Origin of the sequence: Tunturibacter gelidoferens (genome assembly GCF_040358255.1) — a bacterium.
GTDB lineage: Bacteria > Acidobacteriota > Terriglobia > Terriglobales > Acidobacteriaceae > Edaphobacter > Edaphobacter gelidiferens.
The window spans coordinates 1,530,492-1,544,831 of record NZ_CP132938.1 but is presented as its reverse complement, the minus strand read 5'-3'; the positions used below and the strand labels follow the sequence as shown (position 1 = coordinate 1,544,831).

Sequence of the window (14,340 nt, the reverse complement as noted above, 5' to 3'; positions counted from 1 at the left end):
GGAAGTTCCAATCCTCGTCCGAACAATCCGATCCTATGAACAGCGTATGGAAGAGCGGACATCGAATTTCAAAACTCTTGACTACCTTCTTCTTGGGGCAAGGACTTCTACAAGGAGTGAACATTTTGGCGGGGCTTTACCTCGTTCGCACTATGAGCACCGAAGCTTATGCCCAGTTCGGTCTTGCCGCCGGATTTCAACAGACGGTTGGCCTGCTGATGGATCTCGGCTTTACCAGCACGATCATTCCCCTAGTGGGTGCTCGAAGCGGTGACAAGGTATTGGTCGGCAAATATGTTCGCGCGGCAAAGCACCTGCGTGACCGCACCTTCTGGATACTTTCGCCCATCGCCATGATTGCCTTCTTTGCCATCATGCGCAGGCATAGATGGCCGTGGGTCTCGGAAGTTCTATTGATGGGTTCAGTATTGTTGTCCGTATATTCGGGCGGCAAGGTGTCCTATTACTCGGCGCCACTCTTCCTGTACGGACGCCTCAAAGACTTTTATGTCCCGCAGACACTTTCTGCTATAGGGCGTCTCGCCGTATTTTGGATAATGCGTATCGCTGGAGCACTAAATGGGTGGACAGCTGCTATCGCAACCGCCTTCAACATTACGCTCAATGGCGAGATACTGCAGAGGGTATCGCACGCGCATGTCGAGTGGCCAGAGAAAGATGACCCAAAGATCGATCGTGAAGTAATGCGATACGTTCTGCCAGCGATCCCGGCTCTCGTCTTCGCAGCTTTCCAGTTACAGAGTTCGGTATTTCTGATCGGGATTTTCGGCCAAAGCGTCAGCATCGCCCAAATATCAGCGTTAGGTCGGCTCAGTCAAATATTCAGCATTCTTACAATCTTCAACACGGTCGTGGTAGAACCCGCGATGGCGAGGCTACCGGCTGATAAGGTACTCTCTCGCTACATCACTCTGATCCTAATTGCACTGCTTGCATGTACGCCGATTGTGGTGCTGGCCTTCGCAGCGCCTGGTCCCGTGTTATGGCTGCTCGGTTCGAAGTATGAAGGCCTGCGCGATGTTGTGGGATGGGCGATGCTCACTGGATCAATAAATTACCTTTCAATCTTGATCTGGATCATGAATCGCGCCAGAAAGTGGGTGTTCTGGAGCGGAACCATCCTTGAAATAACCTTGACGCTCTCGGGCCAGATTCTCTTCATCGTGATACATGGAGTACGGACAACACACGATGCGGTCTTCTTCTCGCTGCTCTCTGCATTTGGTCCTTTGCTTACGCATATCTACGTAATGGCCTATGGATTGTCTGGAGCGCAACCTCGTCAGGCTGTGTCGAGCGTCTAAGGAGTTGGCAGTGAAGAAGAGTTGGCACGTTGAGCAGCCTGCTGATAGCCCAAGGTGCTGTGCAGCGAGAGAACCCTTTCCATCAGTGGATTGGGAACACAGATATGAGTCAATAAATCTGCTGCGTCGGTAAGTCGTGCTAGCACCCATGCTTGCTGCAACAGGGATCGAAGCTTCAGTTTAATAGGACTGACTGACTTTATTCGATGTTCTGGCCATATCTCACCCAATAAATGGGCACTTGCCCCTAGCCCAACCATGCGGCGACATGCTTGACGAAAGCTGGTCGGATGAAGGTGTTCGGCAACAGCATCGGGCAGAAACGACATTACAAGCTCTTTCTCTATCGCGAGGCGATATCCCAACTCGATATCCTCCATGGCTGCCCATCGAAACCGCTCGTCAAACGGATGGCGCCGCAGTTGATCAGTCTTCAACGACAAATTGCTTGTATAAAAATGTTCCCACGAAGGGGACACTCCACGCAACAGATCTCCGTATGCGAACTGCGCACCATCGCGGTCAAGCCATCGCATGAACGGAGTAACAGTCTGGCCCTCTGCGCTCCAGCGCGTTAAGCCGACAGCGGCAGCATTTGTCTCCGGATGGGAACGGTGGTGCTCACAATGCAGACGCACAAGATCGGGCGACGCAAAAATGTCGTCTCCAAGAAGAAGGCAGGCCGTCGCATTAAGTTCTCGTATCGCTCGGTTGCGGGCACGGGCCGGACCACCGTTGGGTTGGGTTAGAAAACGAAACGGAAACGGCGCCTGAGCTTGATACTCCTTCATCACTTGGGCGGTCGAATCCATCGAGCCATCATCAACGACGATGACTTCGAAGTCTTTCCACGTTTGCACCTCAAGATGCTTGAGGCAAATCAGAAGTGTATCGATACGGTTATACGTAGGAATGACTACGCCAATTGGGTAATCATGTGTTTTAGCAAAGGGTTCCAAGCGTGAATCCTAGGCTCTCTTAATAGGAGGATTTGCTCTCCATAGAATTGCCTCAATTATACGCTGAACTCCATACGTTTTCGGAGCCACGAAAAACTAGGCGCTTGCATAGTATGAGACGGCTCGGCAGTCGCTCCTCTGGTAAAGCGTCTTGCTTTGTGCTGAGCTATCAATCGTTCACGAACGAACCTCACGTGCGTAACGAAATTAATGGTCACAAGTACTCCGCAGATCTCACAAGAACATGAGCTTATCTGAGGCTGTATTTCAGTGTTTGAAGCGCATAGCGCCGATTGCGAACTTTTACGAAGAGGACGACTGCCCGCTTCCACAGCCTAAGTCGGTGAACGAGTGTGCCGCCTCCCCACTCAGTTTCCTTGACAAAACTCCACTCCGCAGAAAGCATACTCACGTAACGCTCGATGCTCATCTCTGCCTCTAAATTCATAGACGAGAGACAGTGTTGGATGGTGACGTCCAACACAACTATTCGGCCACCGGCTGACTGCAAGCGATGAAATATGACGTGGTCCAAATAGTCCAACCGATACTCTAGAGGAAAACCTCCGATCTTAACTAGAGCGTCGATTCGCAGACAGGCAGCGGAGTTAAGTGCCGTCAAATGCTTATCAGATATCCCTGAGAATTCAAATGGAATTGATTTGTTCCAGAATTTTCCGACCACTTGAGGAGATAACATCACGCCATCGCGCGTTAACTTCGGCACCACGGCGCAAACATTGGGTGTTGACAATGCGACAAGTTCCTTTAGCAGAGCCGGGAAAAAACAATCCTCTACCACGGTGTCCTGGTCCAAAACAATCAACCAACTGATTTTGCGTTGTTGAGCTCTACGCAACGCGTAATTGTAGGCGGCCACAAGGCCTCCGTTCTGACCGTCGTGGCGATATTCTGTAGCCAAGAAAGGCAAGTTCGTTGGAGACGTTTGTTGTGGGTAAGGAGAATTGTCGTAAATTAAGATCGAAAGTTGTTCGGCAAGATCGCTCCGCCGCTTGCAACAATTCACAATGGATTGGATCGTTTTCGATTCTGCCGGTGTGTTTTTATATAAGACAATCACACATTGAACTTGAATCGGAAGCACGTGGCCATTATATATCCCAATCAAAAATGGCGAAGGTTTTCAACAACTTGCAAGAGTCTGCAACTACGGGTGCTGATTCTAGCTGGCCGCGAGTGTGCACTATAATGCATTCCATGGTCTTTTGAAGAGCCGACAGAAGTCACACAAATATTGCATTCGCGGATCTCTTAGGACGGTCGTCGGCCCACGGCCTATTTCGTAAATTAGACTTAAACCACATGGCAGACAAGAAACACTTTGGCAGCAACACTGGACGAGGATTAAGAAGGTGAGCGCTAAAAGCAGTCAAGTAGATCCAATAAGTTTGAAACGTGGTCCCCAGAATTCTCCCCGGATCGACGTCTTATTGGCTACCTATAATGGAGAGACGTTTCTTGCCGAGCAGCTCGACTCCTTGTTCGTACAAACATGGACAAATTTTCGAGTCCTCGTAAATGACGACGGTTCCATCGACGACACGCTCAATATCCTCGATCGCTACGCAACTGAATATCCAGGGAAGTTGCTTTGGGAGCGGAATCCCAAAAGAATGGGCCCCTGCAACAACTTTGCCGCCCTCATGCGGCGCTCCACCGCTGACTACATCGCGTTCTGCGACCAGGATGATGTCTGGAGATCAGATAAGCTAGCCCGTTGCATGGAGCGGTTGATGCAAGTGGAAATGCAATGCGGGTCAGACATTCCCATTCTCATCTATACCGACATGAAGATCGCTTCCAGCGACGGCACCATTCTATCCCAATCACATTGGAGAAGAGCAGGAGTCCGGCCCGAAAAAGCCAGTTTCAGAAACTTACTGGCGCAAAATTTGGTCACCGGATGTACCATGATAGCCAATCGTGCACTTATCGACTTAGCGATTCCGGTTCCGGTCGACGACGTCATGATGCATGATTATTGGTCGGCGCTGATTGCCGCCGCTTTCGGTGTGCTGCAACCCCTACGCGACCAAACTGTTACATATCGCCAGCATAGACATAACGTGGTTGGCGCCGGCGGTGGATTGTCTTGGATTCAGCGGCTACGGAGACTTCGAAGCGATCCAGAATTGGAAATGTGGCTTACGGCTGCTGCGCTCCAGGCGGAGGCCTTCCTGAAGATATTTGGGACTAGACTTGACGAGGCAGACAGAAGAGCATTGGTGTCGATGACAACATTACCGAAGGAGTCGTGGCAGCGACGAAATATCAACTTGCTCCGTCATGGGATCAGACGAACTGGCAAACTAAACCACCTGCAGTTCCTCCTTCGACTATGAACGGAACCTCGACTCGGAAACGTACTGGCGTTAAAACTATTGGATCTGACGCGCGGGAGTTGCTTTACCTGCGAAAAGACTGGCTCGTCTAATGCTTACTCCTTTAGGTACCGTGTTCCTTATTGCCACCATATATTGTGGCGTAAGATCGTCCGACAAGCTTTTTTCGTTGCTTATTTTCTCGTCGCTATTTCAAGCTGGATCTATCATCAACATCGGAACTCTTGGAATACAGCCGTACTATTTCGTCGCATGTTGTTTCATCCTGCGTACTTTCTTGGACCGTTCCTTCGGTGGTGTTTCCCCAACCGTATTCCGAGGCAAACTCCCGCTTTTGCTTTTCTGTGTAATTGGTGTGGGATCGGCTTTCATCCTTCCGTTGATTTTTCGTGGCGTACCGGTCTACGACCCCAAGGTCGGAGTTGATTTTTTTCGCCAATCACCGCTTCAGTTTGGCCTGGGCAACGTAGCACAGGCTGCATACCTAGGAGTGCAGGGTTGCGTTGTTCTATCTGCCAGTAAACTAAAGGCGGACCCCGCAAAATTTTTAACGTCTTACTGGGCTTCCTTCTATTTCTTGTTGACGATAATACTCATCCAGTTTATCTGCCAGAGGGTGGGGGTTGCATTTCCGTCCTCCTTTTTCGCAAATAACCCTAGTTACTACATCACGAATATCGATTTACAAAATTGGGACTCGCGAGTCATGGGCACGTTTAGTGAACCATCCCTTGCTGGCGCCGTGCTGGCGATGTTTACTGGAGGCCTACTTGCTCGCGTGCTCAATCGAGAGCGAAAGTTTGCATCTTTGCTTTTTGTTTTCCTGGCTCTCGCCATGGTGCGATCTAGTTCGGCGGTTGCAGCAGTAATAATCGTGGCGTTTCTCTTGATGCTTAACAGTAAGCTCTATGAATTCCCATGGTATATCAAAAAAGCAACATTCAAACAGATATCGATTTTGGCACTCGTTGGTTTAGGTTCACTTGCCGCAATAATCGTCTCTCCACTGCGGCAGTCCTTACTCGTGCAAACCGTCGATAAATCGGACAGCTTATCATTCGTCTTTCGAACTACAGCCGACCTATACTCCCTACTATTGACCATTCAAACCTATGGTCTCGGTGTAGGTCTAGGAAGCAATCGACCATCTAGTCTGTTCGCCGCTATAACAAGCAATACCGGCGTGATAGGAATTTGTCTTTTCGCAATATTGGCGTTCCAACTTACACGAAATGCGGCGCGCACTACCTACTGGGTAGGATGGGCTAGCCTAGCATTGTTCATCGACTTAGTTTTAAGTGGACCAGATATTACTTTTCCTCCGATGTGGGTGCTACTCGCGCTCATGGCTCGCATCGGCGCAGCAAATTCAGTTATCTCTAGGTCTATTGCCCAGATACCTGACGGACGAAAAATAAATCAATTAATGGGCTAATTGATTGGACCCTAAACGAGGAACAGCTTTGTATCCCCTAAGCGTTATGAAAATCGCCTACCCAATGCGAATTGATGCCTTCAAACAACCTGGAGGAGATCTCTATCAGATTCAGGCCTACATCGATGCGGGGCAGCGAATCGAGAGATCCACTGCAGTCCCATTTGCAGGTAAGGTCATAGTCGATTTCAAGGAAGACTTTACCGAATACGATATTGTGCACTTAACAAATATCGACCGCCCGGTCGATGCATTCGCATACTACCTCTCCGCGAAAAGAGCTGGTAAACCGATCGTTTTGTCCACCATTCACCACTCTTATCAGGAAGTGAATCGATATGAGAGAGAAGGAAGAGGCGGAGTTGTCGGTTTAGTATCAGGTAATCTCCGCTTCCCACAACTGGAATTGCTGCGAAGCATGATTCGCTGCGCCGAAAGTCCTCAGCTTATTAAACCTACGTGGACCGTGATGCGCCGTGGAGTTTATGAAATTCAACGCGCTCTTTTATCTAACGCAAACCTTATTCAAATTTTGTCCAAGAAAGAGCGAATCGATATCGCCAAGGATTTTGGCGAATTGGAAAGCAATCATTTCGTTTGTATCCGCAATGGATGTGAATCGAGTCCGCCTGGCACGGCAGCCAAGAACGAAGGACATCGTGACTTAGAAGTTTGCGTCGTTGGAAGAATCGAAGCACGCAAGAATCAAATCAAAATCCTAGAAGCCTTAGAGCAATTAGGACTGTCAGGTGTTTTTATTGGAAAAGAAAATCTAAATCACAGACAATACTGCCGCGAATTTAAATCTCGAATCGCGAGATCTAGTTCTAAATATCTAGCAGGACTCTCTCACGCCGAAACGCTAAGGTATATGCGGCGCTCTAGAGTTCATGTGTCTGCGAGTTGGTTCGAGGTGTCTTCACTTGTGGATCTCGAGGCTTACGGTGAAGGATGCGCTATTGTGTCCTCTCAATGCGGAGGCACTCACGAACTTCTTGGAGAAAACGCGCAATACGTTGATCCGGGTGACTCGCAAGATATTGAACGCGGGATTCTCGCTGCTATGGGAAGAACAGAGCGCGCACACAGTGTTAAGTTGGGAAAAGATTGGAGCGAGGTTGCCATACAGCTTTCAGAGCTCTATTGCCACCTTCTCGGCCGTCGTCCCAACAAAACTCTTTCTCATCGAACCCCTAGCACCTGCGAAATTTGACTCCACTGCAAGCATCGGGCTCTGCGTTCAAAAATTACTTCCATTTCTGCAATTCGATCTGATCGGCGTTACAAACCGAAAAAGATAACCTCAATATTTCCTGCGAAATTGTGAGAAGAGATCCTGCATTTTGGCTGCTTGCGTCGGTATTTGCTGCACCCGACGGATAGCATCCTCGACGAAAACTTTCGCGGAAGCGAGGCCGAAACCGACAGCGATAAAAACTGCGAGAATTAACGCTCGTTTTGGACCGGACCGCTTGTCGGGAGGTACTGCGTAATCGACAACTTGAATAACGGGTGCAGACTTTGCTTCGTCGATACGAGCCGCTTCATATTGGCGCGAAAGTAGGTCGAAAAGGGTTTCGTGATATTTCACTTCTCGAAGTTTGCGTGCGTACTCTAGGCTATCTTCAGGAATTCGCCCCGCGGGCGTATTTCCGGGTTGCACCTGTCGCTGTTGGTCATTCTCCAACTTGGCCAATTGCTGGCGCATAGTTGATATCTCGCCGGTTAGGACCGCTACTTCAGGGTTTTGATCCGTGGCAAACGTTCTTATCGACTGCAATTGCACCTCGCGGCTCGCAATTTCCGCCCGAAGTTGAGCAATTGTCTGAATAATCATTTGAGCTTGCCCACTCAGTTGAATCAAACCGGTCTTTTGCTCTGTTACACGCAAATCCTCTTCGGCAGCCGCAAGGGCCTTCTTCTCGCTATCTAACTGCTCGTCAAAGAACACCCGGCGCTGCGCAGCTTCGGTGATGGCGAGATGAGAGTTCATTTTGTATAGTTCACTTACATAGCCATTGGTGATGTCACTCGCCCGATTGGGGTCGTGGTCAGTCACAGAAATCCTGATAAGACCGTCTTTGCCGACTTCAATCTCCGTGTGTGACTTTAGCGCCTTACGCGTATCTTCAGCTTTTTTCTCTTTGTAAATATCTCGGAGGTTAAACTTGGCAATAACATCATCTGCGATCGTACGACTTTGAAGGATGCCCACATACATATCGCCAGGAGTCTTGAGTCCGAGTGAGGCGGCGGACCCTCCTCCGAGCGAGGCGAGCGAACCCAATTGTCCTAGCAATGCTGAAGAAGAAGAAGACTGCTGTGGGGGGAGTATGATTGCCGTGGCGGTAAAACTAGGCTTTAACAGAAGCGAGAGTACAATCCCTGCTATGAGCGAGACGAGCGTCGCGAGACCAATCATTCGACGGTTGCGCGTCAGCACCAGCAGAATATCGAGAAGATCAAAGACCTCCTCGTCGTTAGAGAGCGGCGTTTGATGAATCTGATCGTTCGCTTGCGCAACAGTATCCATGTACCGATCTATCCTAACCCATCGACGAACTTGAAAAACTCTCTTAAACTAGATGACTTGCCCCAGCGCCTGCTTTGAAGCAATCACAAACAGGCGACCGGTCGGCGCACAGGATCGAAAATGACACATGCCGCAGCGGTGAAGTCGCGATCGTCGTGCCAGCAAGAAGATGCGGCGAAGTGCAATATCAACCGCAAGGACCTCCATCCCTACCTGGATGAGCAATTCTCGACTGTTGGCTTCGGCGAACACGTGACGATAGAGATAGCGATTGCTAAAGTTGTTCAGCGAACCCGCCGAAATTCCTCTGGCGTACTCGCCAACAAGTCCATACTTTAAGTGGTGTGCCGTAAAACCTCGGGTAAGTGGAGAGGTCGTTCCTCTTTGGCGTGGAGACCTAAAATTGTCAATCATGTGGTCGACCGGTGTTGGCTCTCGGAAGAACCCTCTCTTAGTTATACGTTAGCCGTCAAATGACAAATGAACCGACTAAGAAAACAGCCTCCTCCCAATTAGAGTTGAACCTAGTCATACTGAAGAATATGCGGTGCGGGTTCGGTCAGCGTTCCATCCTTGCGCTCGTACCACATAAAGAGCTTGTGGTCGCCATTCACCCTCACCGCGACAATAATCCCGCTTCCAAACGGCCCCGTCCCATCTGTCTTCGAGATATCAACATGGTGGGAACGAATCGGTTCACCTACGGGGCTCGCGCTTGTCCAGTCTTCGGTAAATCTCTTCAGCGGATAGTCCGCGTGACGTTCGGGATGTTGTTGCCAGTCCGGGTCGTTTGTATAAATCGCAAACGCCTTGCCAAAGTCCTGGGTCTCGAGTGCGCTGAAAAAGTTGCTCACCTTATGCTCGGCCGGAAGGTTAGAAAAGAACCACCCATGTCCTAACAGAAAACCACCCACCCCCGACACGACCAACAGCAGAATAAGAACCCCAAAAGCAATCAACAAATTACGGTTTCGTGTCTCGCGACGGCTATCGAAATCCGGTGCATTCAGCAGCGTCATAGTCCCTCATCCTTCTAGATCAAAACAGATCAAGTGTATTAGACACCGGCTCCATCCGTTTTTGGACGACTACTCCACCTTATCGCCGATTCCCATCCATACCCGCATGAGTCGCAAGTGATGCAGCATATGTGCGATGTAGTCCTCGATCAGAAACCCGAGGGTCAAAGACTCCCCTGCAACCGATCCAACATCTCCGAGATGAGCCTTTTCGATATGACCAACCGTCCACGCCATATGCTCATTCAACGCAACCCAGAGCGCCAGTACCTGCGCCCATTCGCGTTCGGAATAGTGCTGCAGATTCACCCACGCCACCTGCTCATAACCTGGCATACTCTGCCCCGTCCCAATCTGTAATCGGATGACTCTACCCAGGTTGTTCACCGCTGAATCGATAAGATGCCCGATCACCTGCTTCGCGCTCCACTTGCCCGGCCGTTCCGGTACGCTCGCCTCAGCGTCGGAGACCGTCACCAGCCACGGCATCGACTCGCGCACCACTGCCGAGAGCCGCTCGCTCAACTCGACTGAATCCAGCGCCGCAACATCCGACTCTTGCGCATACATCACCATCCAAACGCCCCCCGATACAGTTCGAACTCAGTTCCGGTTGGCAGCAAGTATACCGACACCACATCGAACCTCACCGGAACATCAACCCTCAACTTCTCTGGAAATCCCTTCAGGTACGCGCGCGCCATCCTCCGCAGCATATCTCGCTTGTCCCGGTCCACGGCCGACTCAGCCGTCATCCCACCCCTTGCACCTCGCGTCTTCACCTCGACAAAGCACAACGTCGGCCCGTCCCACCCCACCAGGTCGATATCCCCCCATAACTTCGCGCTCTTCCACCTCTGAGCCACAACCGTATATCCCAACTTCCGTAGATGAAACAGGGCCTCCCTCTCTCCCTGCTCCCCGGTGACGAGATGCACCGGAATACCTCTTTGGCCCGTCCGCCGCGCAGGCAGCGAGTCCATCCTTCGCAGCGCCCATGCCTGGATATCAATCCATATCGTAGTTGTTGTCCGTTCCCTAATATATGATTTCAGCTACCACCTCCAAGGAGAATACTTGGACTACGGAATCTCATCTCTAAGGATGGCGTTCCCTTCCCCGCACCCATTTTCGGGCCCCAAAAACCAGAAGTGACATTCACATGGAACGCATCGAGAGCATTATTTTCTTCTCTTGAGGTCGTACCCATTTATGCAACCAATTCTAGGGTGAAGCAATCGCAAATAGGCGACCGGTCACGTGCACAGAATCAAAAATGATCTATGCCGTGACTCTGAAGTCACGGTCGCCGTGCCAACAAGAAGATGTGGTGGGGAAGTGCGAGATCAACTGCAAGCACTTCCATTCCTACCTGGGTGAGCAGTTCTTGACTGTTGGCTTCGTCGAACACGTGATGATGGAGACAGCGGTTGCTAAAGTTGTTCAGCGAACGCGCCCGAAATTCCTCTGGCGTACCAGCGGGCAAGTCCATACCTAGATCGTGTGCCCGTAAAATCTCGGGTAAGTGGGTGAGGTCGTCCTCTTGAGTGTTGCGATCGAAATCTTCAATCATGTGACTTACCGGTGTTGGCTGTCGCCGATGGTCAAAGGTCAAGGTGTAATTTGGAAGAACTAAAATCAGTGAGCCACCCGGTCGAGTGACCCGTTGCCACTCTTTCAAGGCCTTAACCGGATTTGCGAAATGCTCAAGATTGTGAGAGGACAAGACAAAATCATAACTCTCATTAGACACAACGGACAGATCCGAGCCATCGCAGAATATGTTCTTGCCTGCATGTTTGTGCGGGGCAAATATGTAGCTATCGGAATGAGTCCCCCAAGTTGTTGAGCGCGCAATGTCGCAATTATCCAGAGAATCCAACTCCCCATAAATTGGCAGCGGACTGTACTTGTCACGAAATACTGCACTCGGGCCTCCGATCTCTAGGCCTTTCTTTCCTTTAACGAGCAAAACGGCCAATTTGAAACAGGAAACGCGACCTTGAAGCACTATCCGAGCCTTATTTGCAGCACGACTAAATATAGAAACGCCCATCAAAAACTCCATTTAAATTCCGCAGGACGCGACCGGCCATCTCTCTCAGTTATACGTTAACCGTCAGATGGACCGACAGCGAAAAACAGCTCTTCTCGCAATTAGAGCTTGAAATTAGTCATGCTGAAGCATATGTGGTTCCAATTCGGTCAGCGTCCCATCCTTGCGCTCGTACCACATAAATAGCCTTCCGCACCAACGTGCGGGCCCCATAAAGACCAACGGTCACCTAGGCCGCTCTTCCTCCTCGGAGTCTCTTGTTTCTCGATGGGCCACGACTGGAAATCGGGCGACCGCTCAAATCAGCCCAGCCCTGTCAGCCAAAACCAATCTCCTGATGGCTTGGCGCCACAAAGCCGAACATCCTCAATCCCCCTTCCCCTGTCCTGCAGTCACCTAAGTAGCGAATCCGCGTCCCTCCAACCATGCCTGTAGCATGGAACCATCGACACTCTTCACAACATACCGTCGATCGATCGCGCCGGATCCAAAACTATGCAATGTTCGAACTGAGGCAAACGGATGAACGTAATTATCTTCGGCGCAACGGGCATGGTCGGTCAGGGCGCTCTCCGCGAGTGTCTCCTCGACCCCGACGTAAAGCAGGTCCTCACCATCGGACGCACGCCCACCGGCCAGCATGACCCCAAGCTCCGGGAACTCGTTCATAGCGATCTCTTCGATTACTCCACCATCGAAGCCGACCTCACCGGCTTCGACGCCTGTTTCTTCTGCCTGGGCGTCACATCCTCGGGCATGTCCGAGGCCCAATACGCCCGCGTCACGCACGACCTCACCCTCGCCGCTGCAACAACTCTTGCAAAGCTCAACCCCTCCATGACCTTCATCTACGTCTCAGGATCGGGAACCGACGGCACCGAGCGCGGTTCCACCATGTGGGCCCGCGTCAAAGGCAGAACCGAAAACGACCTCCTCAAGCTCCCCTTCAAAGCCGCATTCATGTTCCGCATCGGATTCGTTCAACCACTTCATGGCATCGTCTCCAAGACGAAGTTGTACCGCGTCTTTTACTCCGTCCTGAAACCGATCCTCCCCGTCATGAAAAGCATATTTCCCAAACAGATCGGCACCACGGAGCAGGTCGGCCGCGCCATGCTTCTGGTGGCCAAACAAGGCTTCCCTCGATCCGTCCTTGAATCCAAAGACATTAACACCCTCGGAACCACCCTCTGAGCAAGTCATTCGAAATCAACCGGGGTGCAACCGTGCGACTGTTGCAAACTCTAAGAGTGATATTGAATCGAATGCTGCAACGAATTCTGTCCGAGACGATCCGAGTGATTGGACCGATGGGTGATTGTGGGATCGACCATCAAACGACCAAGATCAATCAGGTCGGCGAAATCGGCTCCTCACCCTATGCTTTCCATGAAACATTCCGCGTGGGTCTCTACAATTGGAAACGTAACTGATATGCACGTTATGCGTAATACGGGCCCCTTTCTCCTGACCACCCTGCTGTGCGCGATGTTCAGTACGTATGCCCGTGCGCAGACGCTTCCCCTCCAATCCGACCTCGCGCCATTCTCGTATCCGATCAACTCGACCCCACCAGGCACAACCCGTCAGGTCGCCACACTCAGCCCCGCTCACGACGAACTACCAGACGCACCCGAACAGCAATCTGCAAACTTCATCCTATCCGACCAGCAATCCGCCGGCAGCATCACAGGAACCGTAGTAGACCCCAGCGGAGCCCAGGTTGAAGGCGCTCTCGTCTCGATCCAGTTCATCGACTCGAGACCCCAGCGCGCGATCGCGACAGACTCAACCGGCTCCTTCAACTTCACCGACGTCAACCCCGGCACCTTCAAGATAGCGGTCGTCTCAACCGGCTTTGCGAATTGGGTCTCCTCCGCCCTTGTCCTCCAAAAAGGCCAGCTCTACGAGCTGCCGACGATCATGCTGCAACTCTCCTCCGCCACGACAAACGTCGACGTCAACTTCACACGCCACGACATAGCCGAGGAGCAGGTATCGCTCGAAGAAAAACAGCGCGTCCTCGGCGTCTTCCCCAACTTCTACGTCTCGTACACCTGGGATGCAGTCCCTCTCAGCTCCGGCCAGAAGTTCCGCCTGGCCTGGAGGACTGCCTACGATCCCGTATCCATCGCAATCCCTGCAATCATCGCTGGCGTTGAGCAGTCCCAGAACACCTTCAGCGGCTACGGCCAGGGCACAGCAGGCTACTTCAGACGCTTCGGGGCCTCCTACGGCGACGGCTTCATCGGCAACATGATCGGCAACGCAATCCTTCCGTCGGTCTTCCACCAAGACCCGCGCTACTTCTACAAGGGCACCGGAACCATTCGCTCCCGCGCGCTCTACGCCATGTCCACTGCCTTCATCTGCAAAGGCGACAATGGCCACTGGCAGCCAAACTACTCCTTCATCCTGGGCAACTTCGCCTCTGCTGGCCTTTCGAACCTTTATTACCCAGCCAGCGATCGCAACGGTGCAGGACTCACGATCAGGAACGCGCTCATCGACACGGCCTCAGGCGCGGCCTCCTCTCTCATCCAGGAGTTCCTGATCAAAAAAATCTCGCGCGGAGTCCCAAAAAACCCCATCCCCTGAAAGCAGAACAAGAGCACGCCGGCCGCCGACGAGGCCATGACTCAACCTGACT

Annotated in this window: 14 protein-coding genes; 7 read left to right on the top strand and 7 right to left on the bottom strand. The window is 51.5% G+C overall.

Annotated elements, in window-relative coordinates; translation table 11 throughout:
- The first annotated feature begins 35 nt into the window (after nt 1-35).
- Nucleotides 36-1,325 (top strand): lipopolysaccharide biosynthesis protein, encoded by a 1,290-nt coding sequence (locus RBB81_RS07105; protein ID WP_353073203.1) that lies wholly within the window; start codon nt 36-38, stop codon nt 1,323-1,325.
- On the opposite strand, the gene RBB81_RS07100 is transcribed toward RBB81_RS07105, so the two are convergent.
- Entirely contained in the window at nt 1,322-2,284 is a 963-nt protein-coding gene (locus RBB81_RS07100; protein WP_353073202.1) for a glycosyltransferase family A protein, read from the bottom strand. The two genes, RBB81_RS07105 and RBB81_RS07100, sit on opposite strands and share 4 nt — an antisense overlap.
- Before the next feature lie 250 nt (nt 2,285-2,534).
- Nucleotides 2,535-3,389, bottom strand: coding sequence for a glycosyltransferase (locus RBB81_RS07095; protein ID WP_353073201.1), 855 nt, complete (start codon nt 3,387-3,389; stop codon nt 2,535-2,537).
- A gap of 268 nt (nt 3,390-3,657) precedes the next feature.
- Here RBB81_RS07095 and RBB81_RS07090 point away from each other — a divergent pair, with 268 nt between their 5' ends.
- The 3 genes from RBB81_RS07090 (at nt 3,658) to RBB81_RS07080 (ending at nt 7,295) form a co-directional block, all read left to right on the top strand.
- Nucleotides 3,658-4,647, top strand: a complete 990-nt coding sequence (locus RBB81_RS07090) for a glycosyltransferase family 2 protein (protein WP_353073200.1) — start codon at nt 3,658-3,660, stop codon at nt 4,645-4,647.
- A gap of 91 nt (nt 4,648-4,738) precedes the next feature.
- Nucleotides 4,739-6,082 (top strand): hypothetical protein, encoded by a 1,344-nt coding sequence (locus RBB81_RS07085; protein ID WP_353073199.1) that lies wholly within the window; start codon nt 4,739-4,741, stop codon nt 6,080-6,082.
- A gap of 46 nt (nt 6,083-6,128) precedes the next feature.
- Nucleotides 6,129-7,295 (top strand): glycosyltransferase, encoded by a 1,167-nt coding sequence (locus tag RBB81_RS07080; RefSeq protein ID WP_353073198.1) that lies wholly within the window; start codon nt 6,129-6,131, stop codon nt 7,293-7,295.
- Nucleotides 7,296-7,385: 90 nt separating this feature from the next.
- Here RBB81_RS07080 and RBB81_RS07075 read toward each other — a convergent pair whose 3' ends face one another.
- On the bottom strand, nt 7,386-8,615 hold the full coding sequence (locus RBB81_RS07075; protein WP_353073197.1) for a GumC family protein: 1,230 nt from the start codon (nt 8,613-8,615) through the stop codon (nt 7,386-7,388).
- A gap of 120 nt (nt 8,616-8,735) precedes the next feature.
- Here RBB81_RS07075 and RBB81_RS07070 point away from each other — a divergent pair, with 120 nt between their 5' ends.
- On the top strand, nt 8,736-8,954 hold the full coding sequence (locus tag RBB81_RS07070; protein ID WP_353073196.1) for a hypothetical protein: 219 nt from the start codon (nt 8,736-8,738) through the stop codon (nt 8,952-8,954).
- A 185-nt stretch (nt 8,955-9,139) separates the two neighbouring features.
- Here RBB81_RS07070 and RBB81_RS07065 read toward each other — a convergent pair whose 3' ends face one another.
- The 4 genes from RBB81_RS07065 to RBB81_RS07050 all read right to left on the bottom strand — a co-directional run bounded on the left by RBB81_RS07065 (nt 9,140) and on the right by RBB81_RS07050 (nt 11,702).
- A complete protein-coding gene (locus tag RBB81_RS07065; protein ID WP_179581289.1) occupies nt 9,140-9,634 on the bottom strand; it encodes a hypothetical protein in 495 nt (164 codons plus the stop codon).
- A gap of 69 nt (nt 9,635-9,703) precedes the next feature.
- A complete protein-coding gene (locus RBB81_RS07060) occupies nt 9,704-10,204 on the bottom strand; it encodes a DinB family protein (RefSeq protein ID WP_353073195.1) in 501 nt (166 codons plus the stop codon).
- Nucleotides 10,204-10,617 carry a YraN family protein gene (locus RBB81_RS07055; protein WP_353073194.1) on the bottom strand — a complete coding sequence of 138 codons (414 nt, stop codon included), beginning with the start codon at nt 10,615-10,617 and terminating at the stop codon, nt 10,204-10,206. The genes RBB81_RS07060 and RBB81_RS07055 overlap by 1 nt, the downstream gene beginning before the upstream one ends.
- A 317-nt stretch (nt 10,618-10,934) precedes the next feature.
- Complete coding sequence (locus RBB81_RS07050; protein WP_353073193.1) at nt 10,935-11,702, bottom strand: methyltransferase domain-containing protein; 768 nt, start codon at nt 11,700-11,702, stop codon at nt 10,935-10,937.
- Between the two features lie 510 nt (nt 11,703-12,212).
- Between RBB81_RS07050 and RBB81_RS07045 the strand changes: the two genes are divergently transcribed.
- Nucleotides 12,213-12,884 carry an NAD-dependent epimerase/dehydratase family protein gene (locus RBB81_RS07045; protein WP_353073192.1) on the top strand — a complete coding sequence of 224 codons (672 nt, stop codon included), beginning with the start codon at nt 12,213-12,215 and terminating at the stop codon, nt 12,882-12,884.
- A 249-nt stretch (nt 12,885-13,133) separates the two neighbouring features.
- Entirely contained in the window at nt 13,134-14,288 is a 1,155-nt protein-coding gene (locus RBB81_RS07040) for a carboxypeptidase-like regulatory domain-containing protein (protein ID WP_183790212.1), read from the top strand.
- Nucleotides 14,289-14,340: the final 52 nt, after the last annotated feature.

Bases quoted from the DNA above. Each gene is read 5' to 3' on its own strand.
- RBB81_RS07060 (WP_353073195.1), bottom strand. From the start codon at position 10,204: ATGTATGCGCAAGAGTCGGATGTTGCGGCGCTGGATTCAGTCGAGTTG.
- RBB81_RS07040 (WP_183790212.1), top strand. From the start codon at position 13,134: ATGCGTAATACGGGCCCCTTTCTCCTGACCACCCTGCTGTGCGCGATG.
- RBB81_RS07085 (WP_353073199.1), top strand. From the start codon at position 4,739: ATGCTTACTCCTTTAGGTACCGTGTTCCTTATTGCCACCATATATTGT.
- RBB81_RS07070 (WP_353073196.1), top strand. From the start codon at position 8,736: ATGACACATGCCGCAGCGGTGAAGTCGCGATCGTCGTGCCAGCAAGAA.
- RBB81_RS07045 (WP_353073192.1), top strand. From the start codon at position 12,213: ATGAACGTAATTATCTTCGGCGCAACGGGCATGGTCGGTCAGGGCGCT.
- RBB81_RS07050 (WP_353073193.1), bottom strand. From the start codon at position 11,702: ATGGAGTTTTTGATGGGCGTTTCTATATTTAGTCGTGCTGCAAATAAG.
- RBB81_RS07065 (WP_179581289.1), bottom strand. From the start codon at position 9,634: ATGACGCTGCTGAATGCACCGGATTTCGATAGCCGTCGCGAGACACGA.
- RBB81_RS07080 (WP_353073198.1), top strand. From the start codon at position 6,129: ATGAAAATCGCCTACCCAATGCGAATTGATGCCTTCAAACAACCTGGA.
- RBB81_RS07105 (WP_353073203.1), top strand. From the start codon at position 36: ATGAACAGCGTATGGAAGAGCGGACATCGAATTTCAAAACTCTTGACT.
- RBB81_RS07055 (WP_353073194.1), bottom strand. From the start codon at position 10,617: ATGGACTCGCTGCCTGCGCGGCGGACGGGCCAAAGAGGTATTCCGGTG.
- RBB81_RS07075 (WP_353073197.1), bottom strand. From the start codon at position 8,615: ATGGATACTGTTGCGCAAGCGAACGATCAGATTCATCAAACGCCGCTC.